The organism is Halomarina oriensis (assembly GCF_009791395.1).
Taxonomy (GTDB): domain Archaea; phylum Halobacteriota; class Halobacteria; order Halobacteriales; family Haloarculaceae; genus Halomarina; species Halomarina oriensis.
This window is the reverse complement of the sequence record NZ_WSZK01000006.1, coordinates 112970-129026: the sequence shown is the minus strand read 5'-3', so window position 1 is coordinate 129026 and position 16057 is coordinate 112970. Positions and strand designations below refer to the sequence as shown.

The 16057-nt window shown below is 66.0% G+C and carries 16 protein-coding genes and 1 tRNA gene; 3 read left to right on the top strand and 14 right to left on the bottom strand.

Features of this window, described 5'->3' with window-relative positions:
- Positions 1-20: 20 nt before the first annotated feature.
- Genes GQS65_RS02495 through GQS65_RS02480 form a run of 4 tightly spaced genes read right to left on the bottom strand, consistent with a single transcriptional unit; the run spans position 21 to position 2503 of the window.
- Positions 21-656: a 30S ribosomal protein S3ae gene (locus GQS65_RS02495; RefSeq protein ID WP_158203088.1), complete on the bottom strand. Its 636-nt coding sequence runs from the start codon at positions 654-656 to the stop codon at positions 21-23.
- Positions 653-892 (bottom strand): KEOPS complex subunit Pcc1, encoded by a 240-nt coding sequence (locus GQS65_RS02490; RefSeq protein WP_158203087.1) that lies wholly within the window; start codon positions 890-892, stop codon positions 653-655. The genes GQS65_RS02495 and GQS65_RS02490 overlap by 4 nt, the downstream gene beginning before the upstream one ends.
- On the bottom strand, positions 889-2034 hold the full coding sequence (locus tag GQS65_RS02485; RefSeq protein ID WP_158203086.1) for a hypothetical protein: 1146 nt from the start codon (positions 2032-2034) through the stop codon (positions 889-891). The genes GQS65_RS02490 and GQS65_RS02485 overlap by 4 nt, the downstream gene beginning before the upstream one ends.
- A gap of 4 nt (positions 2035-2038) precedes the next feature.
- A complete protein-coding gene (locus GQS65_RS02480) occupies positions 2039-2503 on the bottom strand; it encodes a 30S ribosomal protein S15 (protein WP_158203085.1) in 465 nt (154 codons plus the stop codon).
- A 260-nt stretch (positions 2504-2763) separates the two neighbouring features.
- Here GQS65_RS02480 and GQS65_RS02475 point away from each other — a divergent pair.
- Positions 2764-2835: transfer RNA gene (locus GQS65_RS02475), tRNA-Ala, on the top strand.
- A 541-nt stretch (positions 2836-3376) separates the two neighbouring features.
- On the opposite strand, the gene GQS65_RS02470 is transcribed toward GQS65_RS02475, so the two are convergent.
- Positions 3377-3586, bottom strand: coding sequence for a DUF1328 family protein (locus GQS65_RS02470; protein WP_158203084.1), 210 nt, complete (start codon positions 3584-3586; stop codon positions 3377-3379).
- A 573-nt stretch (positions 3587-4159) separates the two neighbouring features.
- Between GQS65_RS02470 and GQS65_RS02465 the strand changes: the two genes are divergently transcribed.
- Positions 4160-5683 (top strand): DUF7289 family protein, encoded by a 1524-nt coding sequence (locus GQS65_RS02465; RefSeq protein WP_449271786.1) that lies wholly within the window; start codon positions 4160-4162, stop codon positions 5681-5683.
- Positions 5684-6154: 471 nt separating this feature from the next.
- Here the strand turns inward: GQS65_RS02465 and GQS65_RS02460 are convergent, their stop codons facing one another.
- The 9 genes from GQS65_RS02460 to GQS65_RS02420 all read right to left on the bottom strand — a co-directional run bounded on the left by GQS65_RS02460 (position 6155) and on the right by GQS65_RS02420 (position 15602).
- Positions 6155-6967 (bottom strand): DUF7289 family protein, encoded by an 813-nt coding sequence (locus GQS65_RS02460; RefSeq protein WP_158203082.1) that lies wholly within the window; start codon positions 6965-6967, stop codon positions 6155-6157.
- Positions 6964-7425: a DUF7266 family protein gene (locus GQS65_RS02455; protein WP_199268390.1), complete on the bottom strand. Its 462-nt coding sequence runs from the start codon at positions 7423-7425 to the stop codon at positions 6964-6966. The genes GQS65_RS02460 and GQS65_RS02455 overlap by 4 nt, the downstream gene beginning before the upstream one ends.
- Entirely contained in the window at positions 7418-8347 is a 930-nt protein-coding gene (locus GQS65_RS02450; RefSeq protein ID WP_158203081.1) for a DUF7261 family protein, read from the bottom strand. The genes GQS65_RS02455 and GQS65_RS02450 overlap by 8 nt, the downstream gene beginning before the upstream one ends.
- Entirely contained in the window at positions 8335-8976 is a 642-nt protein-coding gene (locus tag GQS65_RS02445) for a DUF7288 family protein (RefSeq protein ID WP_158203080.1), read from the bottom strand. The genes GQS65_RS02450 and GQS65_RS02445 overlap by 13 nt, the downstream gene beginning before the upstream one ends.
- Positions 8970-9515, bottom strand: a complete 546-nt coding sequence (locus GQS65_RS02440) for a DUF7287 family protein (RefSeq protein WP_158203079.1) — start codon at positions 9513-9515, stop codon at positions 8970-8972. The genes GQS65_RS02445 and GQS65_RS02440 overlap by 7 nt, the downstream gene beginning before the upstream one ends.
- The gene (locus GQS65_RS02435; protein WP_158203078.1) at positions 9512-11548 is read right to left on the bottom strand and encodes a type II secretion system F family protein; all 2037 of its coding nucleotides are present in this window, start codon (positions 11546-11548) and stop codon (positions 9512-9514) included. Before GQS65_RS02435 ends, GQS65_RS02440 begins: the two co-directional genes overlap by 4 nt.
- Positions 11545-13863, bottom strand: a complete 2319-nt coding sequence (locus GQS65_RS02430; protein WP_158203077.1) for a type II/IV secretion system ATPase subunit — start codon at positions 13861-13863, stop codon at positions 11545-11547. The genes GQS65_RS02435 and GQS65_RS02430 overlap by 4 nt, the downstream gene beginning before the upstream one ends.
- 105 nt (positions 13864-13968) lie before the next feature.
- Positions 13969-15120 carry a pyridoxal phosphate-dependent aminotransferase gene (locus GQS65_RS02425; RefSeq protein ID WP_158203076.1) on the bottom strand — a complete coding sequence of 384 codons (1152 nt, stop codon included), beginning with the start codon at positions 15118-15120 and terminating at the stop codon, positions 13969-13971.
- Positions 15117-15602 (bottom strand): Lrp/AsnC family transcriptional regulator, encoded by a 486-nt coding sequence (locus tag GQS65_RS02420; RefSeq protein WP_158203075.1) that lies wholly within the window; start codon positions 15600-15602, stop codon positions 15117-15119. The genes GQS65_RS02425 and GQS65_RS02420 overlap by 4 nt, the downstream gene beginning before the upstream one ends.
- A 239-nt stretch (positions 15603-15841) precedes the next feature.
- Between GQS65_RS02420 and GQS65_RS02415 the strand changes: the two genes are divergently transcribed.
- Entirely contained in the window at positions 15842-16018 is a 177-nt protein-coding gene (locus tag GQS65_RS02415; protein ID WP_158203074.1) for a hypothetical protein, read from the top strand.
- Positions 16019-16057: the final 39 nt, after the last annotated feature.

Sequence of the window (16057 nt, the reverse complement as noted above, 5' to 3'; positions counted from 1 at the left end):
TCGAAGGTGAACTGCGGCGCTTAGACCTCGACGTCGGCGTCGTCGACGTCGACGCTCGTCTCTTCCTCTTCGGCGACCTCCTCGGGTCGCGCTTCGAGACGGAGCTTCTGGATCTCGACACGGCGCAGCGGGTAGATGGTCTTGGCCTCGCCGTAGATGGCCGAGGAGAGCCGCCCCTCCGTGACGCTGTCGACCAGGTCCTCGAAGGTCCGCTCGGTCGCGGCCTCCTTGACGAGGTCGATCATCAGCTTGCGGATGGCGTGCTCCTGGCTGCGGTCGGCCTTCTTGGTCGTGAACGCGACCGGCTGGACCTGCACCCGGTAGTCGTCGGTCGTGAGGACCGTGACGTAGGCGGCGACCTTCGAGGAGCCCCGGCGGACGAGGCTGCGAAGGTAGTCCCGCGTGAGTTCCTGCTGGACGAACTCGGTGTACGCCGAGTCCGACCCGACGTCGTTGATTCGGAAGGTGAGTTTCGTGCTGTTCTCGCTGGCGTCACCCTGGAGTTCGCCGAGGGTGGTCTCGATGGTTCGCCCGTGGACCTTCTCGGGTTCGTCGGCAACGGTCTCACCGAGTTCGGCCCGGTCGAACTGCTCCGGGGCGAGGACGGTGTACCAGCGTTTCTCCTGTCGCTTTCGTGATACTGAACGTTCGCTCATGGTTGTGTGGTGTCGGTCAACTGCTGTGCTACCTGCAGGTTGCTGACGTAGTCGTCTGCCGTCGTACGGAGGCCTCCCGTACGCTCTCGGGTGATGGTCGTCACCAGCGTCCGGCCCTCGACACGCGAGTCCATCTCGGCGGTGTCGTCGGGCGCGAGCGCGGCGGCGACCTGTCGGGCCGTCTCCTCGTCGTCGAACGTGACGCGAACCGTCGCGGTGCGCTCGGAGTCGCTCATTGGAGCGCCCTCCGAAGCGCCGCGACGACGGCGTCCATCTCGGACTCGTCCGTGCGGACGTACGCACACGCGGGCGTGCCCACGCCGTGCGTGGGCCGCGTCCGTGCCTCGCCACCGACCGCGTTCGCGGCCTCGGCGGCGAGCGTCTCGACGCCTTCGTCGACTGCGGCGACGGCGGCCGTCCCGCCACGGTGGGCGAGGACGACGGGTTCCGGCGACCGGTAGTCCCGGACGAGTCGGGCGACCGCCCCCAGACAGGGTCCGGTCGACGGCGACTCGCTCTCGTCCGTGCCGTCGTCGGTCGTGACGCCCGCGACCACCAGTCCGTCGTGTCGGGCGACGGTCGCGTCTCGGACGGTCCCGTGGACCGCGCGAGCGTGCTGTCGCCACGCGTCGAGGGCGGCGTCGTGGACGCCGTAGCCGAGCGCGAGTGCGACGCCCGTCCCCGGCCGCTGCCGGGCGGTCGCGTCGAGGACGTCGGCGTAGCCCGCGAGCGTCGTGAACGGTCCGGTACCGTCGAGCGTGTACGGGTTGAGCACCCGTTCGACGGCGTCGGCGGCGTGTCGCCCCCCGGATTCGAGCACCGAGAGCGCGAGCGCGGAGGCGAGCGTCCGCCCCTCGCGGTCGACCCCCGCGAGCGCCTGTGCGGCGTCCTCGGGACTCCCCGAGAACGAGGCGTGCGCGAGCGTCGTGTGTGCCAGCGTGTCGGCCACGTCGTCGGTCGGGCCGGCGACGCCGGGCGACCGGTCGAGTCCCGTGCGGTCGAGCAGGTCGGCGTGGTCGCCGGGCCCCTCGCCCGCCGCCACGACGCCCGCCAGTGCGAGGGTCGCGTCCGGGTCCGCGTCGAGTTCCGTCGCCGCATCGTAGACGACCGGTGCGACCGACGCGCCCGTGAGGGCGACGTCGCCACCGGGTGCGCCGAGCGTGACGGTCAGGTCGGCCTCCGAGTCCGCCGTCGGCCACCGCGTGACGCTCGTCTGGAACGCGACGTCGCGTTCGGCGAGCGCCGTGGCGAGCAGGCCCGTCGCCGCGAGCGCGTCGCCGTCGGGCGTGGCGACGAGTCTGACGAACTCGGCGTCACGGCACCGGCTGGCGACGTCACTGGCGGTCGGGGCACGCTCGGGGTGGTCGGCGGCGGACATGCGATTACTCGAGGAGTCGCTTGGCGACGTCGTACGTGTACTTGAAGTCCTCCGCGAGGACGTCGCCGCGGTAGTAGTCCACCAGTCGGCGGACCTTCGACTCCGTGTTCTGGAGTGCGCGCTTGTTCTGCGCGTCGCCGGGGTTGGCGTCCATGTGCTCGCGCAGGCGGATGGCCCGCTCGAACAGGTTGCGCAGGTCCTCGGGCAGGTCCTCGCTCGCGTCGTTCTCGTCGAGAATCTCGGTGACCTTCTTGCCCGTCGCCAGCTTCACGTTGGGGACCGGCGTGCCCTCGACGCCCTCGTCGCGCAGCTTCATGCCGATCCGACTGGGGTCGTGGCCCTGTTCTTTCAACTCGACGACGCGCGCTTCGACGGCGTCGGCGTCTACGTCGCTCCACTCCGGTGGTTCGTCTGCCGTGGGGCGGTCCGAACCGGACGACCCTCGACGGCGGGTGTGCATTCGTGCCATAGGCTGAATTGGAACTGCACGAACCGCTACGGGCCAACTGGCCCAGTGCACGTCCACACTCCCAAGCCGCGAAAGAGTACCCAGCGCGGGCGTTCGCGGCGATGTCGGATATGCGGCTGTGCTGTTCCCGTCGCCAACTCGGTGTGTCGACCACTAAACGGTTGCTATGCTCGCCGTGGCCGTGAGCGTCGGTGTCACCCACGGACCCGCTCGGTTCGATGGGATTAAGTACGGTCCTCGGAAAGGTTGACTTGCAACACGGGCTCGTAGATCAGTGGTAGATCACTCCCTTGGCATGGGAGAGGCCCCGGGTTCAAATCCCGGCGAGTCCACTCGAATTTTCGCGGCGCAACACGACGAGCGAAGCGAGGTCGCTTGCGACCTCGAATGCGAACGGCGAAGCCGTGAGCGAAGCGAGGAGTCAGCGCCGCGAATCCGCGCACGAGGCGGGATCTGAATCAGGGAGCGGGAGGTGAGCGAGCGTAGCGAGTGAACGAGAGCGACCGTGGTTCAAATCCCGGCGAGTCCATCTCCTTCCGTCGCTACGCTCCGTCAGTCGATGGGCTCGCCTGAGTCCCACTCGTTCACTCCGGTCGTCACCGGCGGCGAAGCCCCCGGTTTCCAGCGGGACCGGAGGTCCCGCGCGGCTCGCGGGACTCCCGGCGAGTCCACACGAATTCGCACACGAGACGGACCTCGGAGCAGAGAGCAGGAGGTGAGCGAGTGTAACGAGCGAACGGGAGCGACCGTGGGTCGAATCCCGGCGAGGCCCAGCGAGTCCACACGGCGAGTGTCGGGAGTACACCGAGTCCAGAACTTCAGTAGGTAGTCGGACGAGTCCGGAAACGGGACCCTCCGTGATCGCCGTACGCCCTACAACAGAAGCGCGAGGACGGCGAGGACGAGGAACACGACGACGAACAGGCGTGCCGCGCCCATGGAGATACCGGCCGCACCACGGAAGCCGAGCAGCGCGGCGACGATGGCGACGACGAAGAAGACGACGGCGAGCCAGAGGAACTGGCCACTGCCGCCGAGCTGGGCGACGACGCTCCCGAGCGCCGAGAGCAGTGCAGTGTTCATCGTCGAAGCTCCGGCAGCGTGTGGTCGATCGGCGATACGGTCGTAGTGTCGGTGCCCGCGTACGGGGTCTGGGTTCGTTGGGTCACGTGCTCCTCCGGTGTGACGGCTCGGGGGCTGTGCCGGAGGAACTCCTCGAAAACGGTCAGTGCTATCCGCGAGTCGCAGTATCAGGATTCGCCGCTCGGGGCATCAACCTGTCGCAGAGCGGCGTCTCGTCGAGCGTGTCGAGTCCGCGTCGCTCGCGGCTGTCGAGCGCGACGACTCACGGATCGGATGGGAGAGAAAACCGTTCGTAGCGGCGCTACTCCTCTCGCTCGTTGCCTCGCTCCCAGACTCGGTCGACTCGCTCTCCCTTGGGTGGTGTGTGACTGACGTCTTTGAGTGTCTGTTTCGGCATCGTGATATGCAGTAGCAAGTCAAACCTACTTAACCCCTTCATGAGACGTGACTTGATTCCTAAGACCCCCTTAGTTCACCCCAGATGATACTTCCGGGGGCCGACTCCGACCGCCGGTCTCGGCCGGGGTCGGCGGCCGATTAATTTATTGTTATAGAGTTCTCTGAAACAATACAATGTCTATCCGATATGCGTCTTCCTTCTGGACCGGTCGTGGTCGCGGCGTGTCGTCGACGGTCGGTGTGGTCCTCATCCTGGGGATCGTCGTCATCGGAACGACGAGCGTCGTCGCGTTGGGGTCGGTCGCACTCGACGGCACCGAACGCCAGTCGACGCTCGACCGGGCCGAGCAGTCGATGGCACAGTTCGACTCCCGGGCGGCGCAGGTCGCACTCGGCGAGGAGCGGTCGACACGGCTCTCGTTCGGCCACTCCAGTGGGACCTACCGCGTCGTCGACGACGCGGGTACCATCACCATCACGCACGTCAACCACGACGGGGGGTCGGACGCCGACGGCAACAGCGTCGACGACGGACCGGGTGACGACGACGAGGACGTCTACTCGGGGACGCTCGGTGCGGTCGTCTACGAGAACGGCGACACCGAAATCGCCTACCAGGGCGGCGGCGTCTGGCGACACCGGGGGGACTCGACGCGCATGCTCTCACCGCCCGAGTTCCACTACGAGGGGTCGACGCTCACGCTCCCCGTCGTACAGGTGTCCGGCGACGAAAGCGCGTCCGGAGCACCCACTGCGGTCGTCTCGAAGAGCGGGCAGACGAAGGGCATGTACCCCAACGCCTCCACACACTACGAAGACGACAGTAGCAAGCCGACCTACAGCAACCCCGCGAGCGACGGACAGATGATCGTCACCGTCGAGAGCGAGTACTACCGCGGGTGGGCGGAGTACTTCGACTCCCGGACCGAGGGGAGCGTCGTCGACGTCGACCACGCCAACCGGACGGTCACCGCCGAACTCATCACGCTCGGCAAACAGGGCGGGTTCGAGATTCCGACCGACAACAACCCCTTCGAGGTCCGTGGACTCGAACCCAGCATGCAGAGCGGCGAGGGCCTCGAACGCCTCTCGTTCACGGTGCGACCGAAGGACGACCACACGAACAAGTTCGCCAGTCTCGACTGGTCGCTGACCGCCCAGAACGGCGACCGGCGCATCGAGATGAATCTCGGCGGGCTGGGCAACGGCAAGTGTGGCACCGGCGAGCACGCCGACCTCACGGTCTACTACTCGGACGACGGCGGTGCGACCTACCAGGGGTGGGTCGCCGAGAACGCCTACGAGGTCACCTGCGACGCGAACGGATACGCGAAGATAGAGGTCGACCTCGTCGGGACGGGCGCACCCACCGCGGAGTACCAGTCCATCTCCGGAAAGCTCGCGGCGTACAACCCCGGACAGGGCGGTGGGTCACTGGCCGGCAGCACGACGTTCGACCACTTCGACGGCGACACCGGCACGACGTACTCGACCGGCAGCACCGAGTCCGTCGACGTGCTGGTTCGTCACTACCTCAACCACTTCGCGCCGACGTTCCACCTCGAATCCGCCGACGGCAACAACGGCAACTCGGTCAACGAAGGCGAGTCGAGCGGCGACGACATCCAGTACACCGGCGACGACGTCATCACCTACCTCCACGTCTCGGAGAACGGTATCGAGGTCCGGTTCGAGTAACGGCGGGGAGCGGGACGGCGGCCCCGATACTGAACGCTTTCTGCCGACAGTCGCTCTCGGAAACGACGATACCACGGACTGACGGTACGGTTCGACGCTCCGCCGTCCGAGGTGCATCGTCGAGCGGAACCCCCCAGCCGTGGGACGGACCGACGACCACCTACAGGGGACTCGTCTACGCTTCCGTCGAGGGTGTCGGCGCGCTCTCGTGGACGGCCGACCGTACCGTGTCGGGCGACCGATGGGCACAGTCGAAGCGGCCGGTGGAGCGAGTCACGGACCCGACAGGCTCCGCCCGTCGTGTGTCGTGGTGGCCAGTACCGTTCGGTCCGAGGCGCGTTCGGACCGGGGACCGGAGCACTGTACGACGACACGGGGAGAGACAGTGACGAGAGCACCGCTACGAACGGAGAACGGAGAGTGGGACTGTGTCGTCGTCGGGGAGAAGGGCTGTCGGCCGAGCGCTCGCCGTCAGGCGAACGTCGCGTCGATGCGGACGACGGGGAACGTCGTCCGGTCCGCGTCGAACCAGCAGGTGACGACACCCTCGTCGTCGTCGGTCACACGACAAGCGTCGTCCTGCCACGAGATCTGGTCGTCCAGATACCGTTCCCACGCGGCGGCACGGTCGGCACTCGTGTTGATTCTGTACTGAATCGCTCCATCAGCCGTCGGCCGCGGTTCGAGTGTCGAGCGACCCCCCTGCCCGGACTGAAGCTGTGTACGGACCAGCACGGTCGATTCGCCGCCGACACCGCTGGTCTCCTGCTGGTTCATCACGATGGTCGGCAGAACGACCGTCTCGCCGGGACCCGGAGCGGAGTCAGGGCCACGGAACACCATCTCCGGCGCTCGCCGGACGATAGCACCGCCATCCTGTGACCGGATGACCGCGCCGTTCTCGTAGACGATCCGTGTACCGTCTGCCTCGAAGACGATGGGTCTGAGCGTCTGTGAGTTGTTCGCCGTGTCACAGTCGTTGGAGGCGTTTCCACTCCCGTCCTCGTCCCAACACCACGAGACGGTCGTCTCCTCGCCGAACGAGAGCTGTGCGTCCGCGAGTTTCACCTCCGTCGAGCGGCCGGGCGCGCCGTCGCGTCCGATGTCCTCGACGTTGTGGGCCAGCACGTCGAACGCGCGCTCGGCGTTGTTGACCCGCTCTGCGTCGCGCGCACCGGTCAGACCCTCGAACCCCGCGACGTAGACGACGCCGACGGTCATCGTGATGAGCGAGAAGACGAGGACGAACCCGACGACTTCGCTGACCGCACGGTCGCGGTTCATCCGCTCGTCACCTCCAGTTCGTCACAGGCCGGCCCACCGGTGGTGTCGACACACCGGACGAGCAGGTCACCGCCCCTGACCGACCCCTCGTCGAGCGGCAACCGCGTGTCGAACGGGATCTCGACGGTGACGTCCGGGTCGGCCGCTTCGAGGACGAGCGAGAGTTGGCCGCCGTCGTTCACGACGTCCACCGTGTACTGTGCGCCGGTCACTCGACTGGGGAACTGGTGTCTCACGGTGAGTTCCTCGGTGCTACCGCCGGTTCGTGCGAGGCGGTCGGTCGCGTCGATGTCCGCGACCATCTGCTGGCCGATGACCTGCATCTCCGAGCGAATCGTCCGCTCGCGCTGGTCGTCGACGAACCCGCCACCGGCCATCAGCAGGCCGCTGATGAGAATCGCGGCGATACCCAGCGTGCTGACGTAGCCGATCGTCGTCGAGACACCACGGTCATCCATCGTTCTCACCCGGAGCGACCCGAATCGTCGTCTCGTAGTGCAGTTCCGGCGTGTCGACGGTGAGGCGAACCGACGTGGAGTAGACGGCCTTCGTGACGTGGGGACCGGTCGGCGCGGTATCGTCGGTGTCGTAGTGACCGGTGCCGTTCAGAGACGACGATTCCTGGTCGACGACGAGAGAGTACGTGCCATCGGCGCTCTCGCCGTGACCGAACGAAATCGTCGTACCGCTCGTGCTTTCTGGGAGCGTCCTCAGCCCGTCGCATTGCGCTCCGCCGACGGTTGCGTCTGTCAGCGAAACTCGCACGTCCTCGGTTGCGCCACCGGGAACGAGACAGGGAGTCTCTCCAGCGACCTCGACGGCGAAGTCTCCACCGTCCCGATAGAGATAGACCTCCTTCGAGCCGACGACCACTGTGAACACGTCGTCCGTGAGGATGTCGGTCGGGTCGGAGAACAGGGTGTTCCCGTCGACCGTCATCGTGAACTCCCGATAGTTCACCCCGGCCGCGAGTGTCCAACTCTCGGCACCACCGTCGTCCGTGAAAGCACGCTGTGTCGTCTGCTGGACGACAGCGCCTCTGTCGTGGGACACGTAAGATACGTCGACGGACGCCCCATCCTGAGCGCCGTAGTAGCGGACGCTCTCACCAACGCTCTTGAGACCGTCCGTGACGTCGGCGTCTTTGGTCGTGTACGGTTCTGCGTTGTCCGACCGTTCCTGACGCATCAACTGTGCAGTCGCCCGTCGGACGTCGGAGTTGACGGTACCGACCTCGTCGATACGACCGGCGTCGTCCCGGCTGGCGAGGTTCTCGGTGTAGATGGCGGAGTTCATCACCAGCGCCAGGGCGACCAGGACGACCGCGAGCGCCAGTCCACCGACGAGCAGGAGCTGTCCGCGCTCTCTCACTGTCGCCATACGATCACCTCGACCTTCACGACCCGGTGGACGCCACCGGCTCCCGAACCGGAGCCGTAGCAGGTCTGGTCCTCGCCGCTCCCGAGTACGGTTCCCGACCCGACGAGAGTGCCGTTCCCACCGTCCTGACTGAGTTCGTCGCTGTCGAGCAGCGTCACCGTCCGACTGGCGGTCACCGCGTTGTCACTCGGGTTGCCCTGATAGACCATCCACCGTCGGACGAACCCCTGACCGTCGTTGTCGTCGTCGTACACCAGCGCGACGTTGTACGCGACCGACTGCGACCCGAACGCGGCTTCGAGTTTCTCCCCGAAGCCGGTCGGCCCGTTGCTCGTTCGTGGCGCGTCCGTGTAGAACGTCTGGCCACTGGTCTCACGGAACTTCGGTTCCTGTGTGTTCTCCGGTGCGGGGTCACAGTACAGCAGCCCGCGTTTCAGCGACCCGTCGTCGATGCTCGCCGCGAGCACGCCCTGTGCGGTCGCCGCCTGCTGGTTCTCGATGTGCTGGCTGGACGTGCTGGCAGACAGGGGCGTCACCGCCGTCACCTGCAACGCGAAGACGAGACTCCCCAGCAGCAGCACCGCGGCCATGATGGCTTCGAGCGTGTGGGCCTGTCCGCGGTCTACCATACTTTCACCACCAGTTTCGCGTGGACGCCGTCGAGCGTCACCCGACGGGTCGCGGTGACGACCGACCCCTGTTCGGGCACCGAGTCGCCGGCGACGAAGGTGGCCGCGTCGTTCGGACAGTCCGCGTCGTCGTCCGCGACGAGCGACCCGTCGGTCGCACGACAGAGCGTCTCCCCGGTTCCATCGCCGTCGAGGTCGGCGAGGAGGACCGCGTTGAGGTCGGTCCGGACACCGAGCGAGAGTGCGGCGGTGGCGTCGACACCGTCGAAGTCACAGCCGTCGGCCGCCGTCGGCGCGGTCGTCTCGTCGAAGAAGACGTCCGTACACGTCGAATCGAGGACGTACGCCTCGTCGTCGGTCAGGACGTCGGTCGCCAGGCGGTCCGCGAGTCGATTGGACGCCGACATCTGCTCCTGTCCGCTGTCGGCGAACGGTTGGACCATCCCCGGCACGAACGAGAAGACGAACGCGACGGCGAGCAGGAACACGCTCACGCCGATGGCGAAATCGAGCGTCGTCTGGCCTCGGCTTCGGGTCATATGAACAGGAACACCAGAAGTGCGAACGTCGGCAGGACGACTAGGAACTTCACTCCGGCGAGGATGCTCACGTCGCGGATGTAGCCGGCGACGATGCCCGAGACGATGGCCTGGAACGTCACCGCGTGGAAGAACAGCATGTCCAACAGCGGGACGTCGACGTTCTCGGCGAGTCCACCACCGCCGAGGCCGCCCGGAGCACCGCTGGCTGCTGCGCTGCTGCCACCGCCCCCGGCGGTCGACTCCGCCAGTCCCGCGATCTCACCGAGGAACCGGACCTTCAGGATGGCCATCACCGCCAGCAGCGTGAGGAACGTCATGACGATGATGACGACCTGCATCCGAGTCCGTGACTTGCGGTCGCGGGCGATGTCGTCCTGGTTCTCGGACGCCTGTGCGGCGGTGCTCAGCACGGCCGTGATCTGACTCGACGCCTCCTGTGCCTTCGCGATGAGCTTCACCGTCCGCGCGAGGCGGGGGACGTGGTACTTGTTGTTGAACTCGTAGAGCGCGTCCTTCAGGCTCGTGCCGTAGTTCACCTTCGCGTGCATCGTGTCGAGTTCGTCGGCGAGTCGGCCGGTGGAGGTCTCCGAGACGCTCTTGATGGATTCGAGGAGCGTCATCCCGGTGTCGTTGGCCGACGAGAGCTTCCGGAGGTTCTCCGAGAGCTTCCCCATGATGCTGTTCCGGTGGCGGACGTTCCACTCGTGGAAGAACGCCAGCGGCACGCAGTTGACGTACAGCGGGAGGTAGAGCCAGAAGAACGTCCCGCGAACGGGCGCGTCCTTCATCGCCTCCACCGACAGCGGTGCCCACCCGCCGAGTACCGCGAACGCCACGAAGACGAGCGTCGCGGGGAGCGTGATGAACAGCACCGTCAGCGGGTGGTCCCGGAAGAAGATGTGCGGCCGTCTGAGCATCTGCATCGTCTCGTAGGTACCCTCTCGGCTCTTGACGCGGTCGAAGACGCTGTACTCGCCGGTGTAGCGCTCGACGAGACCGAGACTGAACAGCCCCTCGTCGTCCCGCGTTCGGCCGTTCTCCTCCCGGAGGTAGCCGTCGCCCACCTCGTCCTGCACGACCGTCGAGATCATCACGAGGAACGCGCCGCCGATGAGGGGGATGAGGCCGTAGACCGTCACGTAGAGCAGCTGTGTCTGGGACTGGCCCATCATCGACATGATGACGAGGATGATGAGCAAGAGCAGCGGGAACAGCGAGAGCGTCATGAACATCTCCCCGAACAGTTCGAGCGTCTCGAGGATGGTCTCCTGTTCCTGCTTGGAGGTCCGCATCTGCTTGTTCTTCTGGTCTTCGAGGAACTGCGTCATGTTCCCCCCGGAGTTGACGATGGAGAGCATGTCCGTGAGGAACTGGCTCAGTTCGTCGCTCGGGGTGCGCTCGGACTGGTTCTGGATCGCCGTCCGGTAGTCCGTGTCGAAGTACTGGGTCTCGCGGATGATGGCCTTGAACTCCATCGACACCTCGCCGTAGGTGTCGTCGGCCTGTGCGATGGCCTCCAGGATCTCCAGTTGGTTCAGACCGCCGACCGAGAGCGCGTACATGAACGACGTCGCGTCGGACAGGAGGACGTTGATGTTGCGTTTGCGCTCCCCGGCTTTCATGTAGGGGACGCCGAGCAGGGCCCCGAAACCGGCCCCGAACCCGACCGCACCGAAGACGACGCCGCCGACGAGGATGAGCGCCGGGACCTTGACCGCGTTGACGAGCGCCAAAGTCTCGCCCGTGAGCGGGAGACCGAGCAGAATCGGGGTCCCCTCGACGAACAGTTCGAACACCATGAAGACGCCGAGCGTCCCGACGAGCCAGAGCAAGAGCCCCGCGACGACGCCGATGGCCAGTGCCTGCGAGAGGTACATCTCGGCGGTCTGGGGCATCCGCGCCTGCGCGAGTTTCTTCTCGATGGAGGCGGTGAAATCACCCTCCTCGTCGAACAGGGTCTTGTACAGCGGGTAGAACGCGTCGCTGAAGCTGTCGGCACCGAACTGCTCGACGGAGTTCTCCGTGCTCATTGCCCGTCACCTTTCGGCCGGAACCCGCCGAACGCTGCTTCCTCGTCCACCCCCGCCAGTGCGTCCGCGAACTCGTCGACCGTGGTCTCCTCGCCGCGGTACTCCCGGAGCATCGAGGTGCCGTCCGAGAGAACCTCTTCGGCCTCCGCGAGCACTTCGAGCGTCGGGTCGGGACGAGGCACCATCTCCTCTTTCTCGGGGTCGATGTCGATACTGACCGACTCCATCTCTCGGAGGTCGACGAGGCTCTCCTCTAAGTCGCCGCTGGCGATGAGCGAGAGGATGGTGTCGGGGTCGTTGATGAACGCCTGGAGCGTCGCCGCGACCTGTGTGTAGGTGTTCAGGCGGGCCTCGATGAGGTACGCGAGGACGAGTTTGCGTTTGAACAGTTCGTCCTCGAGTTTGTCCTGGTTCCACCCGCGGTCGAACTTGATCTCCTCGATGGTGTTCGACTGCCCCATCTTCAGATACTCGTCGGTCTCGGCCTGCCACTGGTAGACGTCCTGAACGTTGATCTCGTCGTTCTCCGGGTCGTAGCGGTTGATCTCGGTCAGCGACTTGTTCCGGCGGACCTTGTTGCCGTTCACTCGGGTCGAAGTCTGGATGGAGACGAGGTCGAGCGCCGTGAACATCGTCTTCGAGACGTTGATGGGTTCGGTCGTGAACCGCTTGATGACCTCCCCGACGGAGTCGGCGTGGAACGTCGTCAGCGTGGTGTGCCCCGTCGACATCACCTGGAACAGCGTTCGACCTTCCTCCCCACGAATCTCACCCATGACGATGTACTCGGGGCGCTGGCGGAGTGCGGCCTCCAGTAGGTCGAACTCGTCGACGTCGCCCTTCCCGTCGTCGGAGAAGGAGGGGCGCGTGACCGACGCGATCCAGTTGCGCTGTGGGAGTTCGACCTCGCGCGTGTCCTCGATGGAGACGATCTTCGACTTCGAGGGGATGAACAGGCTCACGGCGTTGAGCGAGGTGGTCTTCCCCGACGCCGTGCCGCCCGCGAAGATGAGGCTCTTGTTGTTCTCGATACAGAGCCAGAGGTACGCCATCTCTTCGAGCGAGAAGGTGTTCCAGTTGATGAGGTCGATGGGCGTGAACGGGACGTCCTTGAACTGGCGGATGGTGTAGTTCGTCCCGTGGTCGCTCACCTCCTTGCCGAGCGTGAGCTGGGCACGCGAACCGTCGGGGAGCGTACAGTCGACCTGTGGCTGACGTTTCGAGATACCTTTGCCCGAGCGCTGGGCCATCTTCACGACGAAGTCGTCGAGTTCCTGCGTACCGTGGTAGACGTTCGAGATGACCTGCTCGTGGTCGGTGTGGTAGACGAAGACGGGTGACTCGTAGCCGTCACACGAGACGTCCTCCACGTTGATGTCGTGTTTGACGGGGTCGATGCGCTCGAACCCGACGAAGTCCCGACGGAGGTAGTAGAGTATCTTCTCGACCTGGTACTCGGTGAGCGTCGGCGAGTCCTCCTCGATGAGCGCCGGTTCCGGTCGTGCGGCGATGCCCTCCAGTTCGCCGTCGTGGACGACGTGTTCCTGCTCGAACCCGAACAGTTCCTTGAGTTGGGCGACGAAGCCGCCCTCCTCGCCCGCGCTCACGTCGTCGGCGAACGCGGTGATGTCGCCGTCGAAGAGGTCGTAGCGCGTGAGCAGCCGTCTGGTCTCGCGCTCGATGACCTCGGCGCGTGACTCGTCGCTCCCCTGGACGATGACGTCGTCCGCGGAGTACTTGATGGCCGTCTTCAGCTTTCCCGAGAGGAACTCCATCAGGTCCCGCTCGATGGACGTGAGGTGGGGTTCGATGGCGTAGTACTTCTGTTCGTTCTCCTTCTCGGAGTGGAAGATGGTGATGAACGCGTGCGGTTTGTTCACCCAGTAGCGGTCGACCTCCTCGAAGTGCGATTTCTTCTCGAAGGGAACCGACTTCTCGAGGTCGTAGCGGTTCGTGACGGTGGTGTGGCCCTCGACGGTCGAGAAGAACGTGTCCTCGTCGAGTTCCTCGTTCACGTTGACGCTGTTCTCCGCCTCGCGGTCACCGATGAGGTCGGCGGCGGACTCGCCGTGTGCGAGCATCCCGCCGAGTGCGTCGGGGTCGAACCCCAGTGCGCCCTCCTTGTCGAACGGGACGACGCGTTCCTCGTCGTCGACCGGAGGGTTCCCGTCCTCGTCGTAGTAGAACTCCCGTTTGTAGTCCTCCCAGGTGTAGTCGCCCACCGTGACCGACGAATCCCCTGAGACGGACGCCTCGTCCGACGAGTCACGCTGCGCGTCCTCGTCGGTGCCCTGTAGGACGTCCCTAATAGCCATGGTTTGCGATACGTTTACCCCACAAAAAGGTTTGCGTCTAATTATCGAAATGTCGGGGCGAGAAACGACCGTGCGACCCGGTGGCAGCGTGCTGATAGAACGCGGCTACCGTTCGTCGAGGAACCGCTCTAACCGGTTCATCGCGGTTCGGAGGTCGTCCATCCCCGTCGCGTAGGAGACCCGGAGGTGGCCGGCCCCGCCGGCCCCGAACGCGTCGCCCGGCACCATCGCTACACCCTCGGCGTCCAGCAACGCCTCGGCGAACGCCCCCGCGTCCGGGTCGGGCGACTCGGGAAAGAGGTAGAACGCGCCGGTGGCCTCGGGACAGTCGATACCCATCTCTCGAAAGCGCGCGAGGACGAACCGCCGTCGGCGGTCGTACTGGGCACACATCGACCGCACCTCGTCGTCGCACTCCCGAAGTGCGGTGAGTGCGGCGTGCTGGGCGGTCGTCGGGGCCGAGAGCATCGTGTACTGGTGGACGCGGTTCATCGCGCCGACGGCGTCGGCCGGCCCGAGAGCGTAGCCCAGTCGCAGTCCCGTCATCGCGTAGGCCTTCGAGAAGCCGTTGAGAACGACGGTCCGCTCGCGCATCCCCGGAAGCGCGGCGATGGAGGTGTGCTCGCCCTCGTAGGTGAGTTCGGCGTATATCTCGTCGGAGAGCACCGTCAGGTCGTGGTCGCGGACGAACTCGGCGACCGCTTCGAGTCCCGCGCGGTCCATCGTCGCCCCCGTCGGGTTGTTCGGGTAGCAGAGCACGAGCATCTCGGCGTCGGCCGCGCCCGACGCCCGGAGCACCTCGGGGGTCAGTTCGAACCCGTCTTCGGCACGGGTGGGGACCGGAATCGGCTCGGCCCCGGCGAAGGTGACGCCCGGCACGTACGAGACGTACGACGGTTGGACGACGGCGACACCGTCGCCGGGGTCACAGAGCGCCCGAAAGGCCAGGTCGATGGCCTCGCTCGCGCCCGCCGTGACGAGTATCTCGTCGTCGGCGTCGTACGTCAGGTCGAACCGCTGGACGTAGCGGGCGACCTCCTCGCGCAACTCGCGGGTCCCACGGTTGGCGGTGTAGGAGGTCCGGCCGCGTTCGAGGGCGCCGATGGCGGCTTCGCGGGCACGCCACGGCGCGGAGAAGTCCGGTTCGCCGACGCCGAGCGAGACCACGTCGTCGCGCTCCTCCGCGAGTTCGAAGAACTTGCGGATACCCGAAGGTGGGACCGAACCGACGCGCTCGGAGACGTGGAACTCGCTCATGGCGTCACGGAGAGGCGGTCGTCGTCGTCACCGTCCTCGAACGCGATGCCCGCCTCCTTGTACGTCTGCATCACGAAGTGGGTCACCGTTTTCGTCACCTCGGGGACGGGCGCGACCTGGTCGCTGACGAACCGCGAGACCGCTCGCATCGAGTCGGCCTCGACGTCGACCGCGAAGTCGTAGTCGCCACTGACCAGCCTCAGACCACGAATCTCGTCGAACTGGACGAGTCGTCGGGCGATGTCCTCGTACCCCGTCTCGCGGTCGAGCGTCACGTCGAGTTCGACGACGGCCTCGACACGTTCGTCCTCGACACGGTCCGGGTCGAGGACTGCACGATAGCCGCGAACTGCACCGTCCGCTTCCAGCGCGTCGAGTTCCGCCTGCACGGTCGCCTCGTCGGTGTCGAGCATCCGCGCCAGGTCGGCCGTCGAGGTGCGGGCGTCCTCACGCAACAGGTCGAGCAGGTCGCTGCGCTCCATAGCCGACAGGCGTGTGTGGGGGAGTTAGCCCTACCGACCGACGCAGGGTTTGCGGTCGCCACTCACCCCGACGACGAGTCGGGTCCGCCCGACCGGACGTCGGCGCAGTCGGCCCAAGTGGTGAGAGCGTCGTCCCGACCGCCGAAGATGGACGGGGCGTGGCGGGCTCGACCTTATATCCCCTCTGTGGAATATAATCTCACGATACAATTATAGGTCTTTAGACGCAGAGGAGTGATATGCGCAGTCACGCCGTCGAGACGGCTACGACGCTCTACGAGGCGGGAACACTGACGCTCGAACAGGCGGCCGGACAGGCGGGACTCTCCACCGACGAGATGGCCGCACGCGTCGGTCACGCGGACACCGACACTCGGGCCGACCCGGACGGCGAGACGCCGCTGCTCGCCGACTGAGCACTCCGGCCGAGTTCGCCGTCGGACCCCACCGACTCT